At 53.8% G+C, this 22,074-nt stretch carries 25 protein-coding genes; 16 read left to right on the forward strand and 9 right to left on the reverse strand.

The genetic code is table 11. The features are described 5' to 3' along the window. The first annotated feature begins 38 nt into the window (after positions 1 to 38). The 3 genes from IFT66_RS08515 (at position 39) to IFT66_RS08525 (ending at position 2,556) form a co-directional block, all read left to right on the forward strand. A complete protein-coding gene (locus tag IFT66_RS08515; protein ID WP_162238138.1) occupies positions 39 to 641 on the forward strand; it encodes a DsbA family protein in 603 nt (200 codons plus the stop codon). Between the two features lie 125 nt (positions 642 to 766). Beyond that, on the forward strand, positions 767 to 1,183 hold the full coding sequence (locus tag IFT66_RS08520; RefSeq protein WP_082476265.1) for a DUF305 domain-containing protein: 417 nt from the start codon (positions 767 to 769) through the stop codon (positions 1,181 to 1,183). Continuing rightward, the gene (locus IFT66_RS08525; RefSeq protein WP_062455357.1) at positions 1,180 to 2,556 is read left to right on the forward strand and encodes a YncE family protein; all 1,377 of its coding nucleotides are present in this window, start codon (positions 1,180 to 1,182) and stop codon (positions 2,554 to 2,556) included. Before IFT66_RS08520 ends, IFT66_RS08525 begins: the two co-directional genes overlap by 4 nt. Before the next feature lie 169 nt (positions 2,557 to 2,725). On the opposite strand, the gene IFT66_RS08530 is transcribed toward IFT66_RS08525, so the two are convergent. Beyond that, positions 2,726 to 2,962 (reverse strand): Imm32 family immunity protein, encoded by a 237-nt coding sequence (locus tag IFT66_RS08530; protein ID WP_192077339.1) that lies wholly within the window; start codon positions 2,960 to 2,962, stop codon positions 2,726 to 2,728. Between the two features lie 168 nt (positions 2,963 to 3,130). Here IFT66_RS08530 and IFT66_RS08535 point away from each other — a divergent pair, with 168 nt between their 5' ends. Further along, the gene (locus IFT66_RS08535; RefSeq protein ID WP_192077340.1) at positions 3,131 to 3,364 is read left to right on the forward strand and encodes a hypothetical protein; all 234 of its coding nucleotides are present in this window, start codon (positions 3,131 to 3,133) and stop codon (positions 3,362 to 3,364) included. Between the two features lie 543 nt (positions 3,365 to 3,907). Here the strand turns inward: IFT66_RS08535 and IFT66_RS08540 are convergent. Next, positions 3,908 to 4,252, reverse strand: coding sequence for a hypothetical protein (locus IFT66_RS08540; RefSeq protein WP_192077341.1), 345 nt, complete (start codon positions 4,250 to 4,252; stop codon positions 3,908 to 3,910). A 159-nt stretch (positions 4,253 to 4,411) separates the two neighbouring features. Between IFT66_RS08540 and IFT66_RS08545 the strand changes: the two genes are divergently transcribed. The 4 genes from IFT66_RS08545 (at position 4,412) to IFT66_RS08560 (ending at position 7,180) form a co-directional block, all read left to right on the forward strand. Then, positions 4,412 to 4,711: a hypothetical protein gene (locus IFT66_RS08545; RefSeq protein WP_207105880.1), complete on the forward strand. Its 300-nt coding sequence runs from the start codon at positions 4,412 to 4,414 to the stop codon at positions 4,709 to 4,711. 344 nt (positions 4,712 to 5,055) lie between these two features. Then, positions 5,056 to 5,577 carry a hypothetical protein gene (locus IFT66_RS08550; protein ID WP_192077343.1) on the forward strand — a complete coding sequence of 174 codons (522 nt, stop codon included), beginning with the start codon at positions 5,056 to 5,058 and terminating at the stop codon, positions 5,575 to 5,577. Between the two features lie 347 nt (positions 5,578 to 5,924). After that, positions 5,925 to 6,209: a hypothetical protein gene (locus tag IFT66_RS08555; protein WP_192077344.1), complete on the forward strand. Its 285-nt coding sequence runs from the start codon at positions 5,925 to 5,927 to the stop codon at positions 6,207 to 6,209. 614 nt (positions 6,210 to 6,823) lie between these two features. After that, entirely contained in the window at positions 6,824 to 7,180 is a 357-nt protein-coding gene (locus IFT66_RS08560; protein ID WP_192077345.1) for a hypothetical protein, read from the forward strand. Positions 7,181 to 7,258: 78 nt separating this feature from the next. Here the strand turns inward: IFT66_RS08560 and IFT66_RS08565 are convergent, their stop codons facing one another. After that, positions 7,259 to 7,513 carry a hypothetical protein gene (locus tag IFT66_RS08565; RefSeq protein ID WP_192077346.1) on the reverse strand — a complete coding sequence of 85 codons (255 nt, stop codon included), beginning with the start codon at positions 7,511 to 7,513 and terminating at the stop codon, positions 7,259 to 7,261. A gap of 140 nt (positions 7,514 to 7,653) precedes the next feature. On the opposite strand from IFT66_RS08565, the gene IFT66_RS08570 reads away from it, so the two are divergent. Next, positions 7,654 to 7,887: a hypothetical protein gene (locus IFT66_RS08570; protein ID WP_192077347.1), complete on the forward strand. Its 234-nt coding sequence runs from the start codon at positions 7,654 to 7,656 to the stop codon at positions 7,885 to 7,887. Positions 7,888 to 8,754: 867 nt separating this feature from the next. Then, a complete protein-coding gene (locus IFT66_RS08580) occupies positions 8,755 to 9,231 on the forward strand; it encodes a hypothetical protein (RefSeq protein ID WP_192077348.1) in 477 nt (158 codons plus the stop codon). A gap of 1,045 nt (positions 9,232 to 10,276) precedes the next feature. Here IFT66_RS08580 and IFT66_RS08585 read toward each other — a convergent pair. Further along, positions 10,277 to 10,942, reverse strand: coding sequence for a hypothetical protein (locus IFT66_RS08585; protein WP_192077349.1), 666 nt, complete (start codon positions 10,940 to 10,942; stop codon positions 10,277 to 10,279). Between the two features lie 544 nt (positions 10,943 to 11,486). Here IFT66_RS08585 and IFT66_RS08595 point away from each other — a divergent pair. After that, on the forward strand, positions 11,487 to 11,735 hold the full coding sequence (locus IFT66_RS08595; protein ID WP_192077350.1) for a hypothetical protein: 249 nt from the start codon (positions 11,487 to 11,489) through the stop codon (positions 11,733 to 11,735). Positions 11,736 to 12,821: 1,086 nt separating this feature from the next. On the opposite strand, the gene IFT66_RS08600 is transcribed toward IFT66_RS08595, so the two are convergent. Then, on the reverse strand, positions 12,822 to 13,250 hold the full coding sequence (locus IFT66_RS08600; protein ID WP_192077351.1) for a GNAT family N-acetyltransferase: 429 nt from the start codon (positions 13,248 to 13,250) through the stop codon (positions 12,822 to 12,824). A 791-nt stretch (positions 13,251 to 14,041) separates the two neighbouring features. Between IFT66_RS08600 and IFT66_RS08605 the strand changes: the two genes are divergently transcribed. From IFT66_RS08605 to IFT66_RS08615, 3 genes are all read left to right on the forward strand, one after another. Beyond that, complete coding sequence (locus IFT66_RS08605; RefSeq protein WP_446737876.1) at positions 14,042 to 14,338, forward strand: ATP dependent DNA ligase; 297 nt, start codon at positions 14,042 to 14,044, stop codon at positions 14,336 to 14,338. Between the two features lie 152 nt (positions 14,339 to 14,490). Beyond that, entirely contained in the window at positions 14,491 to 14,931 is a 441-nt protein-coding gene (locus IFT66_RS08610; protein ID WP_062455375.1) for a hypothetical protein, read from the forward strand. Positions 14,932 to 15,012: 81 nt separating this feature from the next. After that, the gene (locus tag IFT66_RS08615) at positions 15,013 to 15,360 is read left to right on the forward strand and encodes a hypothetical protein (RefSeq protein ID WP_192077352.1); all 348 of its coding nucleotides are present in this window, start codon (positions 15,013 to 15,015) and stop codon (positions 15,358 to 15,360) included. 1,268 nt (positions 15,361 to 16,628) lie between these two features. On the opposite strand, the gene IFT66_RS08620 is transcribed toward IFT66_RS08615, so the two are convergent. Together IFT66_RS08620 and IFT66_RS08625 are read right to left on the reverse strand one after the other, a co-directional pair. Beyond that, positions 16,629 to 17,156, reverse strand: a complete 528-nt coding sequence (locus IFT66_RS08620; protein WP_192077353.1) for a GNAT family N-acetyltransferase — start codon at positions 17,154 to 17,156, stop codon at positions 16,629 to 16,631. Positions 17,157 to 17,644: 488 nt separating this feature from the next. Beyond that, positions 17,645 to 17,989 carry a hypothetical protein gene (locus IFT66_RS08625; protein WP_192077354.1) on the reverse strand — a complete coding sequence of 115 codons (345 nt, stop codon included), beginning with the start codon at positions 17,987 to 17,989 and terminating at the stop codon, positions 17,645 to 17,647. A 348-nt stretch (positions 17,990 to 18,337) separates the two neighbouring features. On the opposite strand from IFT66_RS08625, the gene IFT66_RS08630 reads away from it, so the two are divergent. Continuing rightward, complete coding sequence (locus IFT66_RS08630; protein ID WP_192077355.1) at positions 18,338 to 18,712, forward strand: hypothetical protein; 375 nt, start codon at positions 18,338 to 18,340, stop codon at positions 18,710 to 18,712. A 45-nt stretch (positions 18,713 to 18,757) separates the two neighbouring features. On the opposite strand, the gene IFT66_RS08635 is transcribed toward IFT66_RS08630, so the two are convergent. Beyond that, entirely contained in the window at positions 18,758 to 19,732 is a 975-nt protein-coding gene (locus tag IFT66_RS08635; RefSeq protein WP_192077356.1) for an MBL fold metallo-hydrolase, read from the reverse strand. A gap of 99 nt (positions 19,733 to 19,831) precedes the next feature. Between IFT66_RS08635 and IFT66_RS08640 the strand changes: the two genes are divergently transcribed. Then, entirely contained in the window at positions 19,832 to 20,848 is a 1,017-nt protein-coding gene (locus IFT66_RS08640) for a LysR substrate-binding domain-containing protein (RefSeq protein ID WP_192077357.1), read from the forward strand. A gap of 4 nt (positions 20,849 to 20,852) precedes the next feature. Here IFT66_RS08640 and IFT66_RS08645 read toward each other — a convergent pair whose 3' ends face one another. Continuing rightward, the gene (locus tag IFT66_RS08645; RefSeq protein WP_192077358.1) at positions 20,853 to 22,049 is read right to left on the reverse strand and encodes an FAD-dependent monooxygenase; all 1,197 of its coding nucleotides are present in this window, start codon (positions 22,047 to 22,049) and stop codon (positions 20,853 to 20,855) included. Positions 22,050 to 22,074 lie beyond the last annotated feature (25 nt).

Raw genomic sequence — 22,074 nt, forward strand, 5'->3', positions numbered from 1 at the left:
TCTCGAACCGAGCAGGAGAAGATATGACGCTTCGTATTATGGCCGTGATTGTCGGCGGCATTGCGTTGGGATGTGTAGGGTCCGCCAAGGCCGACCCCGTGCAGGGCTTGATGAATCCGGCTGTGCTCCAGGACAGTATCGTTGGAGTGAAGACGGCCCCGGTCACGCTGGTCGTCTATTCCTCCCCGACTTGCAGTCACTGCATCGCCTTCCATGAAAAAGACTTGCCGAAGCTGCAGGAGACGTATGTGGCACCGGGCAAGCTGAAGATCGCCTACCGGCCCTTCGTGCGAAATTCGGCGGATGCCGTCATCTTCATGCTGGCGAATACGCGGGGCCAGGACAGATTCGATGAGACGGTATCGACCTTCATGTCGAAGTCCGATGAGATTGCTTCGGCCTCAAACGCCGAGGATGTGCTGCGCGAGATCGCCGCTAGCATGGGCATCGACCGTGCGGGCTTCGATCGCGCTGTTGCCGATCAGGCCTATCTGGACAAGCTCAATGCCGTGACGACCGAGGCCAGTCAGAAGTTCGGTGTGGCCGGCACGCCATCGTTCTTTGTCAACGGCGAGCGGGTCGAAGTGAAGCGCAGTTTCGACGAGGTCTCCGATGCTATCGCCGCCGCACAAGCCGACTGATCAGAAAGGCCCGATGCAGAGCACCCGGAGCCCAGTCACGGGAACGTGAGCACGGATTGTCCGTCACGTGGGAATGAATCCCGCCTCGGGGGGTTCTTACCCACTCTTGTCGAAAGGAAGACCTCATGCGCGCCAAAGTCACAGTTCTTATCGCAACGGCGGTCGGCATAGGCCTCTGTTCCCTCAGCCCCGCCTTGTCAGAACAGCAGCACCAGCATCATCAGCCCGAACCGGCGGGCGAGAATGAAGCAGCAGATGCGTTCTCGGCAAGCATGAAGGCTGCAATGGAAAAGATGCATGCCGGCATGATGTCGGTTCCTGAGACCGGAAATCCGGACAGGGATTTCCTGGCGCAAATGATCCCGCATCATCAGGGCGCTGTCGATATGGCCAAGGCGGTTCTGGTCAGCACGAAAGACCCGCAAATTCGAAACCTCGCTCAATCGATCATCACCGAGCAGACCTATGAGATTCAACTGATGCACACGATGCTCGATCAGTCGGGCAATCAACCTGCCGCAACTCTGGAGACCGTAAAATGAAACGTTCCATCCTGGTTCTGATGTCCGCACTCGCAGCATCTCCCGCCCTGGCTCTTCCGGACGCCAAGGATCGAGTCTATGCCGCCGACCAGAACAGCAACACGGTTTCCGTCATCGATCCCTCGACGAACACGCTTCTGGGTCTGATCAAGCTAGGTGATCCAAGGCCGAACGTCCTGAGCCCTCTCTACAAGGGCGAGGTCAATGTTCACGGTCTCGGCTTCTCGCCGGACCATAAAACAATCGTTGCTGTCTCCACCGTTACCAATTCGGTGACCTTCATCGATACCGCGACCAACAAGGTGAAGGGTGTGACCTATATCGGCCGCAACCCGCACGAAGCCTTCTTCACACCCGATGGCAAGCATGTCTGGGTGACGGTTCGTGGAGAAGACTACCTGTCGGTCATCGACGCCAAGACGTTCAAGGAGACCGATCGGATCAAGACGGAGAGTGGCCCCGGCATGACGATCTTCGCGCCCGACGGCAAGCGCGCCTTCGTCGCAAACAGCTTCAACCCCGTCGTCCAGGTCTTCGACGTGGCGTCGAAAAAGCTGCTAGCTGCCATCCCGGTCGTGTCGCCCTTCTCGCCGTTCATACAGGTCACGCCCGACGGCAAGGAAGCCTGGCTGACCCACAAGGACGTCGGCAAGGTAACGCGGATCGATACCAAAACCCTCGAGGTCAAGGGTGTTATCGATACCGGCCCGATCACAAACCATCTGGCCTTTGCCAAGACACCCGCTGGCACCCTCGCTTACGTGACCATTGGCGGCGAGAATGTCGTGAAAGTCTACACACTCGACGATGACGCCAAACTGGTCTCCACCATACCGGTCGGTGCGCTTCCGCATGGCATCTGGGGCTCCGGAGACGGCAGCCGTATCTATGTCGGACTGGAGAATGGCGATGCGATCGATGTCATCGACACCGAAAAGCAGACGAAGATCGCCCACATCCCCTCCGGCCAAGCTCCGCAGGCCCTGATCTATGTTCCCGACGCAGTTGTGGGCGGTGATGGCCGTCAAAACTTGGAGCCGCGAAAGGATATGCCCGAGAACATCACCCTCAGGCTCAAGCCCGCAGAGAATATGGAGGGCAGCGGCATGATCGTTTCGCGCAATCTCGGTTTGATCGATATCGTCGACGTCAGCGTTTCCAAGCTGAAGCCGGACACCACTTACACGCTGCTCTTCGAAGGCCAGCCGGAACCGATCGTCGCCTTCAAGACCGATGCCAAGGGAGCCGCGATGGCATCCGCAACCAGCCCCACACGTGCGATCGTCAATGCGGGCGAAGCGTCAACATCTCCCAACGTGATCCTGGTCGAAGGTGCCAAACCATCTAAGGATGCCGTTTTGAAGTCTCGATAGGATTGTCGGTTGGATAGCCGCAGGCGTAGTGCTATTTCGTTAGGCGGCGTGCGCCTGCCGCTATTAAAGCAAGCAGATGACCTGTTTGGGCCAAAAGGCGTCTCCCGCTCTGCGCTAACATTGAACGTTCAAGGCGTACAACGAGGACCGGTGAAGCCGCAAAGGGGCATCAGTTGCTAGATGGCAGGCTGACAAGTCTCAGGCTATTGCACAGTTCGTAACTATCGCCGCCCTGCGGTACCTCCGTAAGCTCGTTGCCCGACCAACTGGGCGTCATGAGATGTCTGTGGTCCCGCTTCTCACGTAGCTTAGAGAGCTCTTCTATCAGAAATTCCAGCCCTTCCTCGTCGAAGCAGATGGCAACCTCGCCTTGATCCAACTTCTCCTTCTCAACCGTCAACAGCATGTACGTATCTCCCTGATATGCTTCGCTCCGAGGCTATCGGACCCCTATCGACTGTGTCGAGACAATGAATGACCGGTTTGGGCCGACAGGCGTCATCACGGCGACGCAGCCGTTGCGATACATTAGTTGACTACGTAACTTGCCTCATTAGACGAAGGAATGGCTGTCATGGGATCATCTGACCAGGTCGAAGTAGTCACTATCCACGTTCGCCTTCTCGATGAGCTAATTCCTGTATGGCGGCCGGTCAAGGCCGAAGCACTGGGCAACGAGTGCTTCGTCATCCTAGCCCAGGAGGTTCCGGAATTTGAAGAGTGGGAGTTTACCCCAGGAGAAACAGTCACTGTTGAAGCTTATATGGACAGGACAGGTGATTACCTCAAAGCCATAGCTCGCTCTTAGTGGCTGGAAGTCAGCTTTGGGCCAGTTGCTGACGTACGGAGCAGCCGCAGTATCGGGGGCTCAGTCACCAGTAAGGCGGTTCTTCCACTTTCCACCGCGAACGGCTCCGAAGATGCTCCCACCCGTATCGACCACCTGCATCTCAGCCGCCCCGTCGACGGCTCCTAGCCGACAGTATGAAGCCAGAGCTATTGTTGACTGAAAACTGGCTGGGAGCGCTAACCACCTCCTCCGGTCTACAGTGAGGGTCGGTGGCCTTCTCCCAAGCTCAAGGGACCAGATGACGTTCTGACTTTTCCAGATTTTTAAGGTGATATCTTGCTTTGCACATATGTTTAGCGGAGGCGTAGGCTGAACCACCGTCTCAGCGCCCGCCGCTGGAGTGGCGGTCTGGATCGAGGTTATTGCTAACAGGATGATAAAATAACGGTGCATGTCTAACGGCTACCACAGGCCGGTTGGTTGACCAACACCGTAGTCCGCTTCGGGCCGAAAGGAGACCTAGACCGCTTTTCGCCAATTCCGGTCATCGGTTGGTTGCAGTCATGCGCTGCGTCGAAAGACGACTTCCTCGCCAAGAGATGAGCCGAGCCACTCAGAAGCTGCATTCTGAATGGTCTGTCGGCGTTCGTCATCTGTAAGGCCGCGTACTTTCGCATCGACTGCATCTGGATGATGCTCGAATACCGAGGGCAACGTAGAAATTGCGTTCGCCACTGGTGAACCTAGATCATCGAAGACGGTCATCGATTTTGTGCCAGAAACCCTCCGTATCTCATCCGCCAGTATAAGGTTGGCTGCTGAGCTGACGATCCATACGTCGCATTCGCTGTCGGCCTTCGTGAGCGAGTAGTTTGGATCAACCGACACTATGATTGGCGCTGCCATGTTTGGCCCTCCACGGAAAAGAAACTTCAGTTCAGAGTCATGCTGTCCGCAATGGGCCGAAAGGCGTCAAGTATCGACTTGAGAAGGCCGGTCCTTGACCGCGACTGCTAGCTGTGGATGTTGTCTATGCATAGCCATTCGTGGAAGAAGAACGCGGACATGCTCAGCCACCCGATGATTTTAATTTTGGTTATCTTGTTGCTCTGGGCGGCATCTTTAGCGGCTATTGTTCTCATTCCGTACGCACCACTCGGTGTATATATTCTTGCTGCCTTAGTCTTCTGGTTGAAGAAATACGTGGAGGTACCAATTTCAGTTCAGCGAGTGTTTTATTCAGCAAAGCCTAACCCAAAGTTTGTCACCGTGATTGCTAAAGTTGCGGGAAAGACCTTGGGTTTCTTAACGCTATTTTTGACGCCGTTTTCCCTGATAGCCGTGTTCGACAACCTTCTCGCCTAGCCAAGAGAGTCTGCATTGCCAAGAAGTATATTGTTGAAGGCGATGTTGCTGACGCGATCAAGAGTTCTCTCCATCTCGGATTGAGGCCCCTCACTCGATGCGGGCTATCTGGAAGAACGGCTGGGAATTTGCTACGAACAGGTAGGCGATCTCCACGCCGCGAATTACTGGTATGGTCGAGCGGTGGAAGGAAATCCGGTGGCAAGACTCGAAGCAGCACAAGCCTACGAACGCCTCGGTAATGTCGGCATCGATTATCTGTTGTAAGTCCGGCTTGGGACGACTACGGTCATAGCTGGGATGTTGAAATTCGCTTAGCGTGGGCGGAAGCTGGCGGGGCCGTCATGATCGAAATGAACATCCAGCTCTACTGGGGTCCCAAGGCTGAAGAGCTTGAGACACTTGTTCTTAAAGCGATTGAGCACCTCGCTGAGATGAAGGGGCTTGGGCCCCCATTCGAGACTTGGGTTCGACCTGGTAAATCTAGGAAGATCGCGCTGGCTGGCCCGGTTATTAACCCGACCGATCCCGAGGAAGTGCGTATGCTCTTTTTGAAGGGACGAAACTGGACAGACTTCCCACCAAGAACCGTTATTCCCGAACTGGGATATCACTTCGGGCTGTGGAATCGGGCCTTTGGTGATGTGGATGCTACATTCTCGATAAGGTGCGGGGTCAACTCAGAGTTCTTGTCGCAGGACGCGCAGAACCTGTTGAATCTAAGGGCCGCCGCACGTGAAGGGCTGCCCTCGGACGATGCTGCGATCAACCAAGTGTTTCTTCGCTTTGCGGATGTCTGGAAGCCACAGAGCGGACGAGCGTGGATCAAACGGATGGCGGCCGAACATACTGTAGCCGCGCTATAGTGTGGCAGAAGAGCGCCGAAGACATACCTAAAATTCTTCATGATGGGTGGACGGCCTTCCCCGACAGACGTTCAAGCATGTTGGGATGGAGACTGCTAGCTCGATAAGTGGCAACATCCGCTCTGGGCTGACAGCCGACCTGGGTAGCTATGCGCCAATAGAAGGCATTCGTTAAATGGTAAACATTGTAGGTTGCCCCCATTGTGATGACTTGCGGATTGGGATCGATGCATCTAGTGCCATGGACGTTGTTGGCAGCGCTGCTATAAGGGTCTCGCGTTTTGAGCGTTTTCAGGTTCAGAAAGACGGACGAAGTTTGGGGGCTAAGGCGTAGCATCGTCCTAGATATGATCGACTGGTGGATCGAGAGCGCCGGTTCTCGGCCCTTTCTCATCAAGTTCAAGCAGAGCTATGATTATGGATACAACCATGGTGACCTCACCGAGGTCGCCGACGCCGACAAGGCTGAATTGCGCGATCTTGTGCAAATGATGCTGAAGTCTGGATACGAGAACCAACTGCGATTGGACCCTGTGGCAACCTCGCACGTGCGAGAAAGCCTAACAGAACTCCAGCGGCTCCTTAACGCCGATCTTGAAGGCACGCCGCTCTATCACAGAGAGACAGGTTGACTTGAGCAGCCTCGGTCTTCTCCATACTCGATGGAGAAAGTAAGGGATGTATAAATTTCACCAACTCAATTGACTGCTTGGGCCGCATTGGGCCGACAGCCGACCTCGGCAGCTTTGCGCCAATTGCGAACATCGTGCCTTTTTTGGTGGAACTCCGAAGTTCAGTAAAAGATTGTCTGCCATGACCAGCAAATGGATTTCGGAAGAGGTTTGGCGCGATGCTTTATGGGTCGCCCGTGAGCAGCTACGAGATTTAAGAGCTAACTGCGGCGACCTGCACGAGATAGCACACAAACGCAGGCAGATAGATCGCATCCGGTCTGCGGGTGATCCTGATTGGCAAGAGCGGGCCGAGTGGGCAGGCTTCACTTTTCCGCCTTCGTCGGACTGAAGGCCGACTGAAGCATTTTGGATGGTGGACAGCTGCGCTACGGTCGCGGACCGCACATCCCACTCATGTATCTCAACTAATTTATCGGTGTCAGATTTAAGCCAATTGCAGACCTCAGGTTTTCGCTGCTACCGTAACGTTTCGCTCCGAAGTGGGCAGTGGGTCCATCATTCGTTCAGCGCAACGTGTTCGTAAGGTCCTCCTGCAGAACCGGAGTTATTAGATGAAGTTGTTTCTTGAGCTGCCTTACGATGCCTCTGGATATGGTGACTTCGGCGTCTCGTACATTGGCACCGAGGCTACGATCCACTTCCAATACCGTAGTGATGGGGCTGAACACGTTGGAGAGCTTCGGTTCGGCTGGTGCCTTTCGATCAACATAAACGGGCAATTAGATAAGCAGATTTCGCTGCCCTATGATCGCGTGATGGTACTCGAAGACCAGATCGGTTTTGATAAGAAGTTCCTACGGTTCGTGGTGATGTTCAGTGGGAGCGACTTCCAGTTCGATGTCTACGCGAAGGAGTGTCGATTTGATCCTGACGTTAGGAAGTCCGATCTCATTCCTGAATTAGGATGATTGCAAAGATGGGGTTAGCCCCCCCTATCAACGGCCGCAAAGGGCCGAAAGACGACGTCGACAAGCGCCACCATTGTTCTATTCGGTTGGCACGTCTAGCAGCCTCAGCCTCTTTTTTGCCTTAGAAATTGCCGCGAGTAGCTCGTCGAGATCAAGAAGATTTGGTCGCTCCACCACGTCATCTATGCTTTTCTGAGGCGAATAAAGGCTGACATCAAACTGTTCGCGACTCCGTTCTTGGCTAATGACCACCAACTCGCCGCTTGTGAAAAGGATTTCGGCAATTAGCTCTTCGTACTTAGTATCTGAACAAATCGTAATATTGTAATTCATGGTTATTTCTTTTGCCGTTGAATTGTCGCGATTTATAGGTTTGTCCGCAACGGGCCGACAGGCGTCATCGCGGCGACGCAGCCGTTGCGATACGTTCATTGACGACGTAACTTGCGTTATTTGGCGGAGAAGTGGCTGTCATGGAATCATCTGACCAGGTCGAAGTAGTCACTATCCACGTTCGCCTTCTCGATGAGTCAATTCCTGTATGGCGGCCGATCAAGGCCGAAGCACTGGGCGATGGGTGCTTCTTTATTCTAGCCCAGGAGGTTCCGGAATATGAAGAGTGGGAGTTTACCCCAAGGGAAACAGTCACTGTTGAAGCTCATGTGGACAGGTCAGGTGACTACCTCAAAGCCATAGTTCGTTCTTAGTGGTCGGAAGTCAGCTTTGGGCCGACAGGAGACAGTGCCGCCATCGGGCAATTTCCTGTTTTTCTACGGGCCTCACATGCCTTCAAGCTCGACGATCTCGGGGCCACTGCAGCGGAACGGCCCTGTTTGTGGTCATGTCTACGGCCTTCGAAGCGTTCTCTTCCACAAAGCGCCGCGCCTCTTTCAGAGTTGCCGGGTACTGCACACCGAGCCGATAATATGGGAGGCCGTTTGAGATCAGGAATGATGCAACCTCCCAGCCCTTCACGTCACCAGATGACGGCGGACGGAAATCTGAGCCAGTGCGGTACGTGACACCAGAGCATCGTGGGCAGGTTTTCTGTGTCGCATCTGCAGGGCGCTTGAAAACTCGTTGGCAGTCGAGACACGCGTATTTGGTGAGCGAGACTTTCATTGGATAACCCAACGTTGGGGTGGTGCCGATAATTGCTCAATGGCGACGTTCTTGCAACTGCGGAACGACCGCTTCGTTCGAAAGCAGTCACGGGCGCAAATCAGTAAACGTCGATAAGCTGTAGCGATCAGCGGTCTTCTACCAGACGAGCCCGAAGCATCGTCAGCCGTCATCAAGGGTATATGACATGCTATCAGACGTTGGCCGTAGGCCGGGCTTTGGACAGGTTGTCGGACGCTGTCACGAACCCTTCAAATGGTGCCATCGCAATGCTTGATAACACCTTCGTTCGTGTGCATCACCTGGCAGCCACGCTTACGACCGAACATCCGCATAGTTGTAGCCGTAAATGCAGCGGTGGTAGATTTCGGAACACTGCCGAACATTAGCCAAGGTGCGAGAACGATATTGATGCCGTGCCGACTAGCTGTTATCAAAGGTGATCGCCATAGATGCGGCGTGCAGTGTCCGCGTTCATTATGTCTATAGACTATAGCTTTGCAGACCGGCCGCGAGGCTGGCCTACCTATGATTTTATTCCTTGCGATCACAACTTTCTCGATCATTCCAGCAATGATTCGGTAGATCACGCCTTGTTCAACATACGAGAAGAAGCCTTCTTGTTCATTGAGGGCTTGGTAGCCGATTCGATTCCTGATTGGTCGAGGGCCTACCGTCACTGGGGCATTACCTGGATAGGCCGAGATACTTGGCTAGATATTCTCGCTCGATTTAATGAACTCCGTCGTGACATAAGAGGGAATGTGCCGTTGAAAACGATAATCAGCAAATACGTCCTGTACTCTAGACTGATGCCGCGCAAACAGAAATTGCACCGGAAAGCCCTGCTGAAATTCCTTGACCGTTTTGAAGAACGGGTGCGGTCAGTGATTCATTGCCATCCGTACTTGCTGATTGGCGGCATTTGACACGTAGCGAAGCGCCGACCTTACGTTGGAGGGTATTGCCAATCTCGCTTGAGGACTGACTGGGAGAAAAATGATGTGTTTTGGGTTGGTAGCTTTGCTGCCATGTATCGCAATCTTCGCATCAACCTTGATCGTTCGCCACGGATTCCGGACATGGATATCTCTTCTGGTTGTTGGAGCAGCACTTGGGCTTGCTCTGTCACCCCTTCGACTCGGAGTAGCTCAGTCATGCCGGATCGATGAAAGTGAGTGTGTCGGGGCGACCGCATACTACTATTTAGTCCTCGCACTATGGACACCCTTTGTTATCGTATTTTTGAGCCGCATAATCGTTGTGAATCGAGCGAAGCGATAGTGCTGGTCATAGTAAGCGGCCGTCGCGCTTACACTATGCGCAACAGGCCGAAGGCCGTCATGACGCTGATGCGCCAGAAGCACAGTTGCTCGAAAGTAGTCATAGGGTTTGTTTCAATACATGGTAGCTTTGAGGCTACCTAAGCAGGTTCCTCCGCAGTGACGCCGAACTCTCCGAGCCAAGCTGACAGCGAACGTATCACAACGATACGCGATCTCATCGAGCTGCGAGACAGCCTTCCGAACCGTCACCAGTCGAAGCTCATTTCTTGGTAAAAGGTCCAGATACTGATGACGGAATCCGGGCGTTCAGACGTACTGTGAAGCGTCAGTAGGATTGGACCTTCCGCAGGGTCGTCCAATGAAAAGCGTGCGAAGATGACCCGGCTGCCGTCTTTGTGCACTCCCACGGCTACCTCGGGTCTTGGTTCAGACATAAGGCCTATTAGTAGTCGGGACGAATCTTCGAACTGTTCTTTTATAGATGCCGTATTCGAAAACTGGGTATCTGTAAGGAACTTGAATCGTTCCCAATCCGCCGTTAATGCCGTCCTGATTACTTCAGACAGTCGCTGCCTTTCCAGCGAGCTTAGCTTATCCATGGATTCCTCAATTTCAGTCGACCAGAAGCGCTTTCTCGTGTCTCAAAAGCGAGAATAGGCGACATCGGACGGCCGATGTATCAGGCTGCTCATCTTAGCTTGAGACGAAACTTCAATGAGCGAAAGAAGGCTTGCGTCATCTCAATCTTGCTCTCGTTGAAGAGCAAAGCAATTGTTTCGTGTCTACCATTATCCGGCGGAAAATAACGCATGGCGAAGTCGTCCGAAAAACGTGTCAACGCCAGCGCCAGATTGATGTTAACTCGGGAATTACTCGGCTCCGTGCTAGTCATCGAACTCACGGACAAGTCCCGCAGTTCATTCAAATCGCTTTTGCTGCAAAGAATCAGGGCATCCCAATAATTTAGAACAAGTCGAGCGGCTTCGTCGTCAAGACACGCATCCTGTAGGCTGACAATGGCACCTAGCCTGGATACGCTGGGAGCCGTTTTCACCTCAAACCGACGATGCTCCAACTGCCTGAGCGAACTCCGGCTAGGTATGACACCGCTATAGGATCGCACTTTGTTAACGCTCCCGGTGTCTTCAGAAAGAATTGAAAAGGGCTGTCCCGGCAGATGTCGCGCCGCGTCTAGAATTGCCGACAACGCGGCGGCCTCGTTACCCAGTTCCAAGTCGTAGATGCGTTCAGACCGGAGTTCTAATACCGCCAGTAGCAGTGGCTGAGGAAACTTCACCGGAAACAAAAATGAATGCACCCGTTCATTATAGTCCGTAGGTCTTATCAACAGCATTGGGGACACTCACCTGCGAAGGTAGATCAGTCTATGAAACGCCAACTAATCATCAGTTCGCTGAGAGCGAAAGGCAACCTCGGCAACTTCGTGTCAATATCAGACCGGCTGAACGTCAGCGGACGTAAGGTAGATCGATCCCTTGCTCGGAACAGACCCGTTCATAGCATGCTTGGATTGCCAATAGATCGTGGAGCAGCACTTCGATCTCGTCACCGAGATCAGCCAGGTCTTGCTTGGCAAGAAGCCTCTGCATTCGGCTGGGAGGTAGGTGCGGAATACTCCGATCAAGCCCGGGCTTCCATCGACGACCGGTAAGCGGTGTTCTCCCCCCATATTTGTGCGCTGTCGCCTGATCCGGCTTACTTGACCGCCACGCTCACCGCCCTCGTCAACGGCCACAGGCAGAACGGGATCGATGGGTTGTTGCCGTGGAGGATTCCAACGAGACATCCGTTCACGATCAGTTTGCAACCTTCATAGTCCTCGATAAGTTTTGGGAATGCAGAATTATCGAGCGGGTATTGATTTGAGGAGCATTCCCATGGCTGAAGAGATACGAGTTGCAATCCAGCGCGAACTTATCGCTGCCGGGGGCACGCCGGATAATCCGATAAACCTGCTTGAGATTGGCGTAACCCTGGTTCAGCAAGGGTTCAATCAGGTCGATATTGCTGTTGCCCTGTATGGCATGGAGGCCAATGGCATCGTCCATCTGATATCGGGTGACCGCGTCGTGCTGTTGAAATCTCTATTGATTGACAACTCTGGTGCTAATGTAAAAAATGCATAAATATCACTATTTCCACGCACATTCACTTGGTTGTCGTAACTTATAATCCTGCTAGATCAAGTGACGACCATTGATACTCGACACGCGGCGTTTGTTTCAAGGAGGGGTAGTGGAGTTTCTAATTTTCACGGCACTTGTTTCGCTACCCTACCTCCTGGGGTGGGTGTTATTGGCGTTCCTCCCAGGTTGGCGGAGTCTGAGCGCTACCACGATAATTTTGGTTGTCCTCATCAGGCTTGTCGCCGATGGAGAATGTTACCAAAAAGGCGGAGTGATGGGAGGACTCTTCGCAATCCTGGCTCTGTTCGGGACGGGGCTTTTTGCCGGAGCTGTGAGTTCTGCACTCAGCATAATATCTCAGAAGACTCCCACACCACGAGTACGCCCAATCTTCGTCCGCCTCGGATGCGCAGCTGTTATCTATCCGCTTTACGCTACTTGGAAGCCGTTTCGTGAGTTAGTATCGGGAATAGCCGTTGGGTGAGAAGCTGTAGCCGACCGCGCGGTCTATTTGATCTTCTGAATACATTCGCGCACCATCAGACTTCCTGGAGACAGTGCTTGACGAAGTACGACAAACGCTTCTCTTTCTCGCGGCCTTCCAATAGCTCTTGGTAGTGGTTTCGAAGATTTTCTGCGGTGATCGATCCCGCAATCCATTCTTCGACAGCGTTTACGTACGTGGGATCGTCTTCGAACTGCAATCCAAGTGAATGGGCTCTGTTGCGGACCGTTTCGAATATGTCGCGGCGTCTCTCAGGCGTCATGTGAACCTCAATGATTCGCTGACGATAGCGACACCCCATGAAAATGACAGTAACTCACGATTGTGGGGGGTCGTATCGTTACCCCTCATGGGGAACGTCTCTGGATGGAGATGCTTGAGCCTCAGCGGTCGTGAAGTCAGCCGCCTAGAGCGACCGCTGGACAGGCGACCCTCTCAAACGGAGCGTCGCCTGTTCGCTCCCGTATGACAGAAATTCCGGCTTGGTGATGTTCCCTACCCACGGAAACGTCCGGGCGACAAAACAGCCGGTGAGTATCCCGATTTCACAGGCGGAGCACGAATGAAAAGCTCAACGATGCCTACTTTCGAACGACATACGACATACCGACAGATCGCGGAGCCGTCTCTTTGAAGCCATATAGCTCATAGAGCTTGTTCGCAGGCACGTCGGCGATGAGGCTGACATAGGCAGTCGCAGGCAGGCTTTTTTCAACGTGCTCCATCAAGGTGGCCATGATGCGTTTGCCGAGACCACGACCTTGATGTTCCGGCAATACAGCTATGTCGGTGATCTGGAAGAAGCATCCGCCGTCACCAATAACTCTTCCCATCCCAACCGCAGCCCCACCTTCCACAACGACGCAACTGAAGACCGTTCCCTTTAAGCCGACCTCAGCGGCCTGCCGCGAAAAAGGCGTTAATCCTGAGCGTTGACGAAGGTTCAGGTATTCCTCGATGGTGGGCGTCCGGCATTCAATCAAAAAGGCTGCGCGATCCTGCTCGTTCATTCATGCTTCCCTTCCAGTATGCGTCGACAATTGCCACCAACATGAACCGCGACCATCGTCGTTGGCTGCCGAATAACGCGTGATCAAAGCCCCCTGTCAATATTCGCATCCTATACTGCGATGGAGTGGCAACCTCGGGTGGTGGGTAGGTTTTGTGGAAGCGGCTCCCTTTTCCTCGACGGATGATCGAAACTGACAGCCCCGCATCTGACCACGTCGGACTGTCTCAAGCACGCTCAACTCTTGAATTCTACACCAGCGATTCTCACATGAACGTATGAGGAACAGGAGCCGTGCTGTCATGATGACTAGCGTTCGAAAGCCGCCATCGAAAACCTCCATTCAAGCCTTGTCCGCTATTGCGCGATATCGGCATCAGCGTCGCTCTGGCCGCGTTTGGCTGATCGGCGACCGGCGAGTTTCAAGTGCAACCGTCGCATCGCTCGAACGGGCCGCATTTTTGAAAGAGATCGCGGTCAACGGAAACCCCGTGCTTGTGATTACGGAACAGGGGAAGCAGGTGATCGCTGACGGAGGTAAGGCAGTCTAAGATCGGTCTTCGCAAATTCATTTTCTTTCGCTCCAGATCGATCTTGTGTCTCGTCGCATGCGCTTATCGGCATGGCCCAAACGGTCACAGCGCAGCCTCCAATGCTGATCCGCAAGAACTGCTCGATCATGCCTGTCGCCTCGGGCTAGAGGGCATCGTCGGCAAAGCTCGCGATAGTTATTATCGATCCGGCCGGAACGGTGATTGGGTCAAAATTAAATGTGTACAATCGGAGGGCTTCTTGATTGTCGGGTACGAGCCGTCAAGCTCGTCGCCGTTCTCGTCGCTCCTGCTGGCTGCGTATCGAAGCGATCAACTGGAGTATGTCGGAAGCGTGGGAACTGGTTTTAAGGCTCGCCAGGCGTCAGACCTCCGGTCGTTGATGGATCGCGTGCCTTGGAAAAGGAAAGAGCCTCCTGTGCCCTACGAAGACAAGCGTAACGTTGTCTGGATCGCGCCGACGTTGATAGCCGAGATTGAATATCGAGCGTGGACGACCAATAGGCAACTACGACATGCCTCGTTTAAGGGGCTGTGAGAGCGGCAAGACAACGCGGAGGTCTACCGCCTCGATAGTGAAAACTAGGAGCAAGCCGTGTAACTTCCGATCAAATATATTCAAATGTGGTGGTGGACCTGCGGTAATGGGCAGAGCAAGTTTAAATAAACTTGCTTGTCTGGAGTTGCCTGATGATCCGCTTCTTCTCGGGCTTCGCCCTACTGATTGTCCTTTCGGTTTTTGTGATCCCGACTTTGTTAGTCGCTACCGGCACTCCCCTGGAGGTCGTTTATGTTGTTCCGTTCGCACTCGGTGTCATCATCACGATAAAGCGCCTTAGCGGAAATGAACCTCGAAAAGGCGACGAACTTGCTACCAAGTTTGGGCTGTTAGTGGCAGAGCGGATTAGTAAGACCTTCGATTTACAGCCTCGGTCAGAGCCTACCAGCGAGGAAAGGCTGATCGCGGCGGCTGTGGGAACAGCTGCTGCTATTGGGCTTGTGGTGGTGGCGTATGTTAGTCAGGCGTCTCTCCGCTGGTATCGCGTTGTATTCGGCATGTGGCTTATTGCTATGTTTGTCGCTTGGGCATTGCGACGGCCGGGCTTGCAACCGCCTACGGATGCCGAGTAGCTTGCTCTGGGCAGCCTGCTATCGTCATGCGATGCGGTATCAGCATTTAAATTTTTGGGCGAAACGTAGGCCGTGAGGACCATGAGCAAACGAAACAGACCAGAATTGCTGATTGGTCGGGTTCTCATGATGACCGGCTTCTTGGTCGAATGGCTCTTTTGGGGCTTCGCAGTGACACGACGTGCTCCATTTCTGTTCGGTGCTATCGGCTCATTCTTCAGTTTTCCCGCATCTCTCTTAATCGATACCCCTCCCATACTGCTTTGGTGTCTATTCTTTGGTGCGACAACATTTCTTTATCCAGGGCGTTTCCTATTATTGGTGGCAGAGCGGCGCATGGATTTCTGGATAGGCTACGGCTACGAGTTGGCAATGTATGAAAAATACAAGTTAAAGCACTTGAGGCAGAGCTGGTGGTTTAGTCGTTGATGAACACTTCCTCGTATAATGCTGCAGTCGTCTCCATGAATTTAGCTCGGCCGCTCTGGCCCGAATGCAGAAATCGGCACCTTTGCGCCAAGATCACTGATCGAGCTGATTACGCGGTTTAGTCGGCATCTGTTACCGCGTTGATGAATTGCTCCGACCTGGCCGTGGCAAGAGATCACAATCCGTAGTAGATGAAGCCAATGAAAATCGAAGAGAGCTTGGTCGTCTTGCGCCGGTGGGAGCGGCGTCACCCCTTCTTAGGCTTCATCGCCTTCATAATCATCTCCTGCACCACCCTGCCGATATTCTTTGGTACGATCTTCCACCTCTTGTGGCCGAAGGGGTTTTGAATAGAACGGCGGTTACCGTTGTTTTGAACCAGAAGGTGTGACCGCGCTTGGCGAAATTCTGGCGCACCGCCGACGTCTAATAAGCTGAGGCACGTTTTGCAAAAAAACACATTTTTGCCGGGACCATTCAAACGCTGGTACTTCGGCGGTTAGAGGGAATAATGAAAGGTGAGCATAGCTCTTCTGCAAAGTCGTTTGTGACCCGGGTACTTGATGCAGCAGGTAGCCTGGCTATCGCCCACCTCGTCGGAACGTATGTGAGTTGCCTGATAGTGTGTGCGCCGGGTGGTTGGGCCGCTCCCATGGCCGCGTGGGTGCTTACAAGCCTAATGCTAATACCTTTGCTTCTTCTGGTCTCGCCATTCGCTGCCGTATTGCTGCTGTTATTGAATCGGTGTCGCGCAAAAAGGAAGAGGACGTTCGCGATAGCCGGGTTGCTCGCTGGACTTTTGGCCCTGGCGACGCTCATGTGGCTTGCGCCGACACTTTCGACTGAACTCCACCCCGCGCTGATGATAGTTGCCGCATCGTCGGGTGGAGCAGCGGGAGGTTTCCTCTACCGCCTTACAACAACCTTACCGAGGTCGCCCAGGCCAGCGACGTCCGCTTAGCGGTAATAGAACTTAGCCTGCTTTCCGCCAAATGCAGATATGGCTAAGGGAATAAGGCCAGCAGATAAATCATCCGCCAGCCAATAAGGCCCAGACACAAGCCAGCAATTGCTCCGACAAGGGCGAACATAAGCAAGCCGAAGATTCCCGCGATTTCGAGGCCACAGACAGCGCCAAGGGTCAACCCTAGTATGCTGAGCAAGATTGTTACCGTCTGTTGTATCCTGTCCATAAGTAACACGTGGGTGTCGCGATGCATATTTTCAACGGCTGCAAAGGGCCGAAAGGCGAGCTGCGCCAACTGTGGTCATTGCTCGTCGAGTAAGATCGCCATGTTAACGGCGTCAAGAAAACGGCCATCGATAAGGACGCTGCGCTTCTGAACACCTTCCTTGAGGAAGCCAACCCTCTCGTAGAGGGCGATGGCCCTTGCATTGTCAGCATGCACAGACAGTTCGATGCGAATGAAGCCCGAAGCTCGGGCCTGCTTCAACGCTGCTAGCATGAGACGCCTCCCTAGACCTTGGCCCCGGTAGGCTTCGATGATACCCATTCCCAGGCTTCCTCGATGTCTATGTGCCGGAAAGAAGTGGCGGGATATATCACACCAGCCAACAACCTCATCTTCTACGGTAGCGACGAAATGCGGGTTTCCTTGCTTGATCATATCTAGGACGAACTTCTGCGTATCTGGAAACGGGAACGCCTCCATCAACGTCAAATATCTCCGCTCCCTGGCCATTAGATCGAGCGCTTTGTGGAAACTCTCGATGTGGTCGGCGGCAGTTGCGGTCACTGCAACAGGCGAAAGGCTTCTTGCCTCTGTAGAGTCCATTTGCTTCCCACCAAAACTTTAATCACATCGCAGTATTTTAAGAGTTGCCATACGCATGGCAATGGCCGGTTCGGGCCGATAGGCGACCCCACTGCCCGCACCTCATCAGGGACGGTAATGCCTGTCCCGTTTCCGGCGAGAAAGTCTGATCCGCACATAGACTGCAATCCCAAAAAGGATGCCAACAGCAGCCCAATAGAACGCCGGGGTGTCTGTGAGCGCAGCCCCTAGAACACCGATCATCAACCCGAGGCTTACATAAGAACCCAATGAAAATCGGCTGTATAGCGAAACATCGAGGAGGATTCGGATGTACGTACTGACAAACTCACGCAAGTTACGAACCTTCCACAGACGTTCAACGACACAACGCAATGACGTTACCGCTCTGACGTTTCCAATTGATTTCAGTTCCCCATCACCCCAATCGAATGTGAAGGGGCGAGTTGGATCGCTTCGCGCCAGAAGCAGTCATCGGTTGGTTGCAGTCATGCGCTGGGTCGAAACACAAGTTCCTCGCCAACAGATGAGCCGAGCCACTCAGGAGCTGCATCCTGAATGGCCTGTCGGCGTTCCTCATTCGTGAGGCCGCGTACTCTCGCATCGACTGCATCCGGATGATGCTCGAAAACCGAAGGCAAAATAAAAATTGCATTCCCAACTGGTGAACCTAGATCATGGAAGACGGTCATCGATTTTGTGCCAGATGCCCTCCGTATCTCATCCGCTGCTATAAAGTTGGCCGCCGAACTGACGATCCATACGTCACATTCGGTGTCGGCCTTAGTGAGCGAGTAGTTTGGATCAACCGACACTACGATTGGCGTTGCCATGTTGGGCCCTCCACAGAAAAAAAGAGACCTTACGACAGAGCCATGTTGTCCGCAAAGAGCCGATAGAAGAGATTGACTGCTTTGCGCAATTGCGGTCATCGGTAGCTTTACTCAACGATCAGAACAATTTCACCGATTTTGACCTTGGGCTCTAATACGAGCAATGTCTCGACACTGCCCTCTCCGTCGCGGAAGAGATCGAATTCTCGCTCGCGCTGGAAAGTGACATTTGACCGGCCAGACGTGGATGAGCATTCCTTTGGGCAATGGATCGTCAAATCGGCAGACTCTACTGCCCCTTGGCGATGAAAATTAACATCAACCTTGAAGCTTGATCCTGAGCCAGCAATGATCTCGCATCTTTTCTCGAACCGGCAGCGGGACCTTGTTTTCGAGCAAACCCATGCGTTAGCCTCCATTGTTGAAGGCCGAGCGATACAGACGCACGGACGCTTGACGCCACCCGTTTCCTGCGGAATCGAAGTATTGCAGATCGTCCGTGCAAGAGCCGAAGACGGCCTTGTGGCGCGGCAATATTACACCGAATTGCTGCCCTGTGTTGATACCGACTGGATTTGGGACACATGGCAGAACATCGAAGCATCCAGAGCGAGGTTTGACGCCGGGAGCAGAGCGGCGATTGAATCGGCTACGGTGTCTACGGGTAACAGCTCGGGCCGAGATCGATGGGCCATCTTCAGCCTGACGCAATCCAGCATATAATTTCATAAATCAGGCACCGTCACGGAAACGATGCCTGATCCGAAATCAGTAATTGGCGCTGTAGACCACAGGTACCCAATCATAATTCGTCTCGTCACGTCGGACATGACCAATACCTGGAAAGGCGTGATGAGCCCCTGCGACCAGATATTTTTGATCTGCCGCTTCGGCGAATGCAATCGCGCGTGATTCTGCAGCTCTTGTCTGGTCGACGTCGAAATCGACCGTAACTTCCGGATGGTCATACTGCAGGACGTCGCCATGAGCGACATCACCCCAGAACACGATCTTCTTGCCCTGGCTTTCCAAGATGATGCCGCTGTGGCCTGGAGTATGGCCAGCCCGCAGCACAGAACCAAAGCCGGGCAACGGGGCGGCGTTGTCTGCAAAGGTTTCGAATTTTTTGGCGTTCACGTAGGGTCCAACGCATCTCTCAGCTTGGTCTATCTGCGGGCCCAGCACCCTGTCAGCCTTGGCCTCTGCATCGGCATTGAGCCAGAATTCGGCTTCCCGATAGTTGACGTGGAGGATCGCGTTTTTAAACACAGGTTCGCCGTTGGCGACGAGCCCGCCAGAATGATCGGCGTGGATGTGCGTAAGAATTACGTCGTCTATCTGATCTACCTTGTAGCCAGCAGCCTCGATATTTGAGACGAGCTTGCCGAGCGACGGCCCCATCAGGTCCCCGGTGCCTGCATCGATGAGAACGAGCTTGTCGCCGGTATTGACCAGAAAGGCATTGACCGAGGTTTCGGCTGAACCCGACTGGAAATGACCAGCGAGATAGGTCTCTGCGTCACTTTCAGTAATGTTCTTATAAATTTTCGCCATTGGCAGATTCACCGTGCCGTCGGACAGTGCGGTGATCTCGTAGGTACCCAATTTCATCCGGTAAAAGCTTGCGGCCTGTTTACCGATCATTGGTGCCTTGGCTAAAGCGGTGGCAGGCAGGGAAGCGATGACACCCGCAGCAAATGCTGCACCGGTGGTGCTGATGAGAAGTGAGCGTCGGGTCTGCATGTATAACTCCAAGTGGTAGAAGGCTTGCGGGAGACGGCCTTGAACTGACCTGAAGACCACGTATGTATCGCTTTATCAGCAATCAAATCGATGTGGCTCATGACAACTATCGATCATTTCAATCTGCGCTCGTTCGACCTTAATCTTCTCGTGGCCTTCGATGCCCTGATGGCAGAAGGAAATGTTACCAAGGCAGCACGGCGGCTTAAGATTCAGCAACCGGCAATGAGCCATTCGTTATCGACGCTCCGGGTTCTATTACAGGACGATCTCTTTATTCGCGTTGGTCAGGTAATGCAGCCGACTGCACGAGCCCGGAGCCTTGCTATCCCCGTGCGCCGCGCCCTTCGTCAGGCGCAGATGGCGTTGACCGGCAGCCAAGCTTTTGACCCCGCGACGGAAGAGCGAACGTTCCGGATTGCCATGTCCCCGGAAATCGAACTGCTGCTAATCCCCGAGTTGACGATGCGCCTACGTCGCGACGCGCCCGGTCTCAAGGTTTTGGCTAGGGTATTTCCGTACGACGCTATGGAGCCGTCCTTAGAGGATGGAAGCATCGATATCGCGGTCGGCTGCACCTATTCGAAGGCAAGCCGCCGTTCTTTCGAGACGCTCTATGAACCCGAGATGGCATGCTGCTTTAACCCTGCGCTGCTGGAGCTTTCGAACCCGGTCGGCCTTGCTGCCTATCTTTCCGCTGAGCACGCCACCATCTCACAAAATGAGACGTTGCAGGGCTGTATCAAGGACGCGCTTGAGATGGCTGGCGTAGAACTGAACGTAATTGCGGCCGCACCTGGCTATATGTCGGTACTCTCGGCGGCGCAGGTTGCGCCGGTAATTGCAACGGTTCCGAGTCGGATCGCTGCTCGCTATGCAGCTCTGCTGGGACTGGAGACAAGTCCACTACCTGTAAACCTAACATTTCCGCCGGTGAAAATGGTCTGGGCAAACCATGCCGATAGCGATCTGGCGAATGGCTGGTTGAGGAAGCAAATCCGAGACAGCCTTACATTCACCGAGGTCGGAAGCCTGGATGAGGACGTATCAATTCAGATAAGCGGCTACAGCATCGTCTCAAATGGTGGTGATGCTGCCGATGGTCTGGTTTCCTGAACCGTTATACCGTCGATGTGTCTGCATAATTTGGGAGTTCGACCTTCTTCGAGTCCCTGAGGTACAAGTTCGAAAAAGTCTTTCGAACAAAAGCTGTCCCGGCTACGCGCATCGTACCACGAAGGACAGCCAGGCCGATACGGGAGTGAGGCCAGAGCATACGAGGCAAAATTTTCGGTACACCTTGCCCTTCCTTTACGAAAGGCCGCATTACGCGTTCGTATGCTGCAAGCGCAGATGGAAGATCATTCGTCTTCGACAATTCGCCTGCCAACACATAGCCACCCACCACCGCAAGCGTCGTTCCAATGCCCGATAATGGCGTGGCGCACCAGGCAGCATCTCCCGTCAGCACCACTCGGCCGTTAGACCACCGATCCATCCGAACCTGCCTCAAGACATCGAAATAGAAATCGTCAGTCTTGAACATGCCGTCCAGAATGCGCGGGAAATGCCATCCTGCATGAGAGAATTTCTCCTTCAGGAAGAGCTTCTGACGCTCGGTGCTCCACTCATTCTCGCCCTCCGGCTTTTTCTGCATACCCATGTATACATGGACATTGTCTTCGCGACCCGGTTTCAGGGTCGCGCCGATCCCCCCGATGGTGTTGTACTGGCGTGAGAATTCGCCGTCATCGGTAATCTTGGGAATGCCGAAATACGCGATAGTGATATCCATCCACTTCGGTTTGTTTTCGTCTGGAAATATCTTCTCCCGGGTCGGCGACCCAACGCCTTCTGCAGCAATCACGACGTCATAGCGTTCGCTTGTGCCGCTTGCGAAGTGCACGGTGACGCCTGAGGCATCCTGCTCCAAAGCGTGTATCGTTTCACCAAACCGATAGGCTACTCGCTGGCTTGCCGGGTCATAGATCATTCGGGCAATGTCGCCGCGCATGATCTCCAGCTCGGCAGTCGGTCCGTCGCCGATATCGGCTACGGCAAACCGCGCAATTGTGTTGTCATTCTCATCTACCCAGTCTGTTCCCGCCTCTCCAGTGGTGAGATCGAGCGCCGATTGCTCCAAGCCCATCCTGCGCAACACTTCGCGGCCAGCCCCGCGAACATCGACGTTTTGGCCACCGTCGCGAAACGCCGGGGCTTTTTCGATAACCGTGACTTCGGAGCCATATCGAGATAGCCACCAGGCCGTCGTGTTGCCTGCGACGCTCGCGCCACTAATGAGGACTCGTTTGGACATACAGATACTCCTGTTGTCCCGTGAT

It is taken from the genome of Rhizobium sp. CFBP 13726, from assembly GCF_014841925.1.
Classification (GTDB): Bacteria; Pseudomonadota; Alphaproteobacteria; order Rhizobiales; family Rhizobiaceae; genus Neorhizobium; species Neorhizobium soli.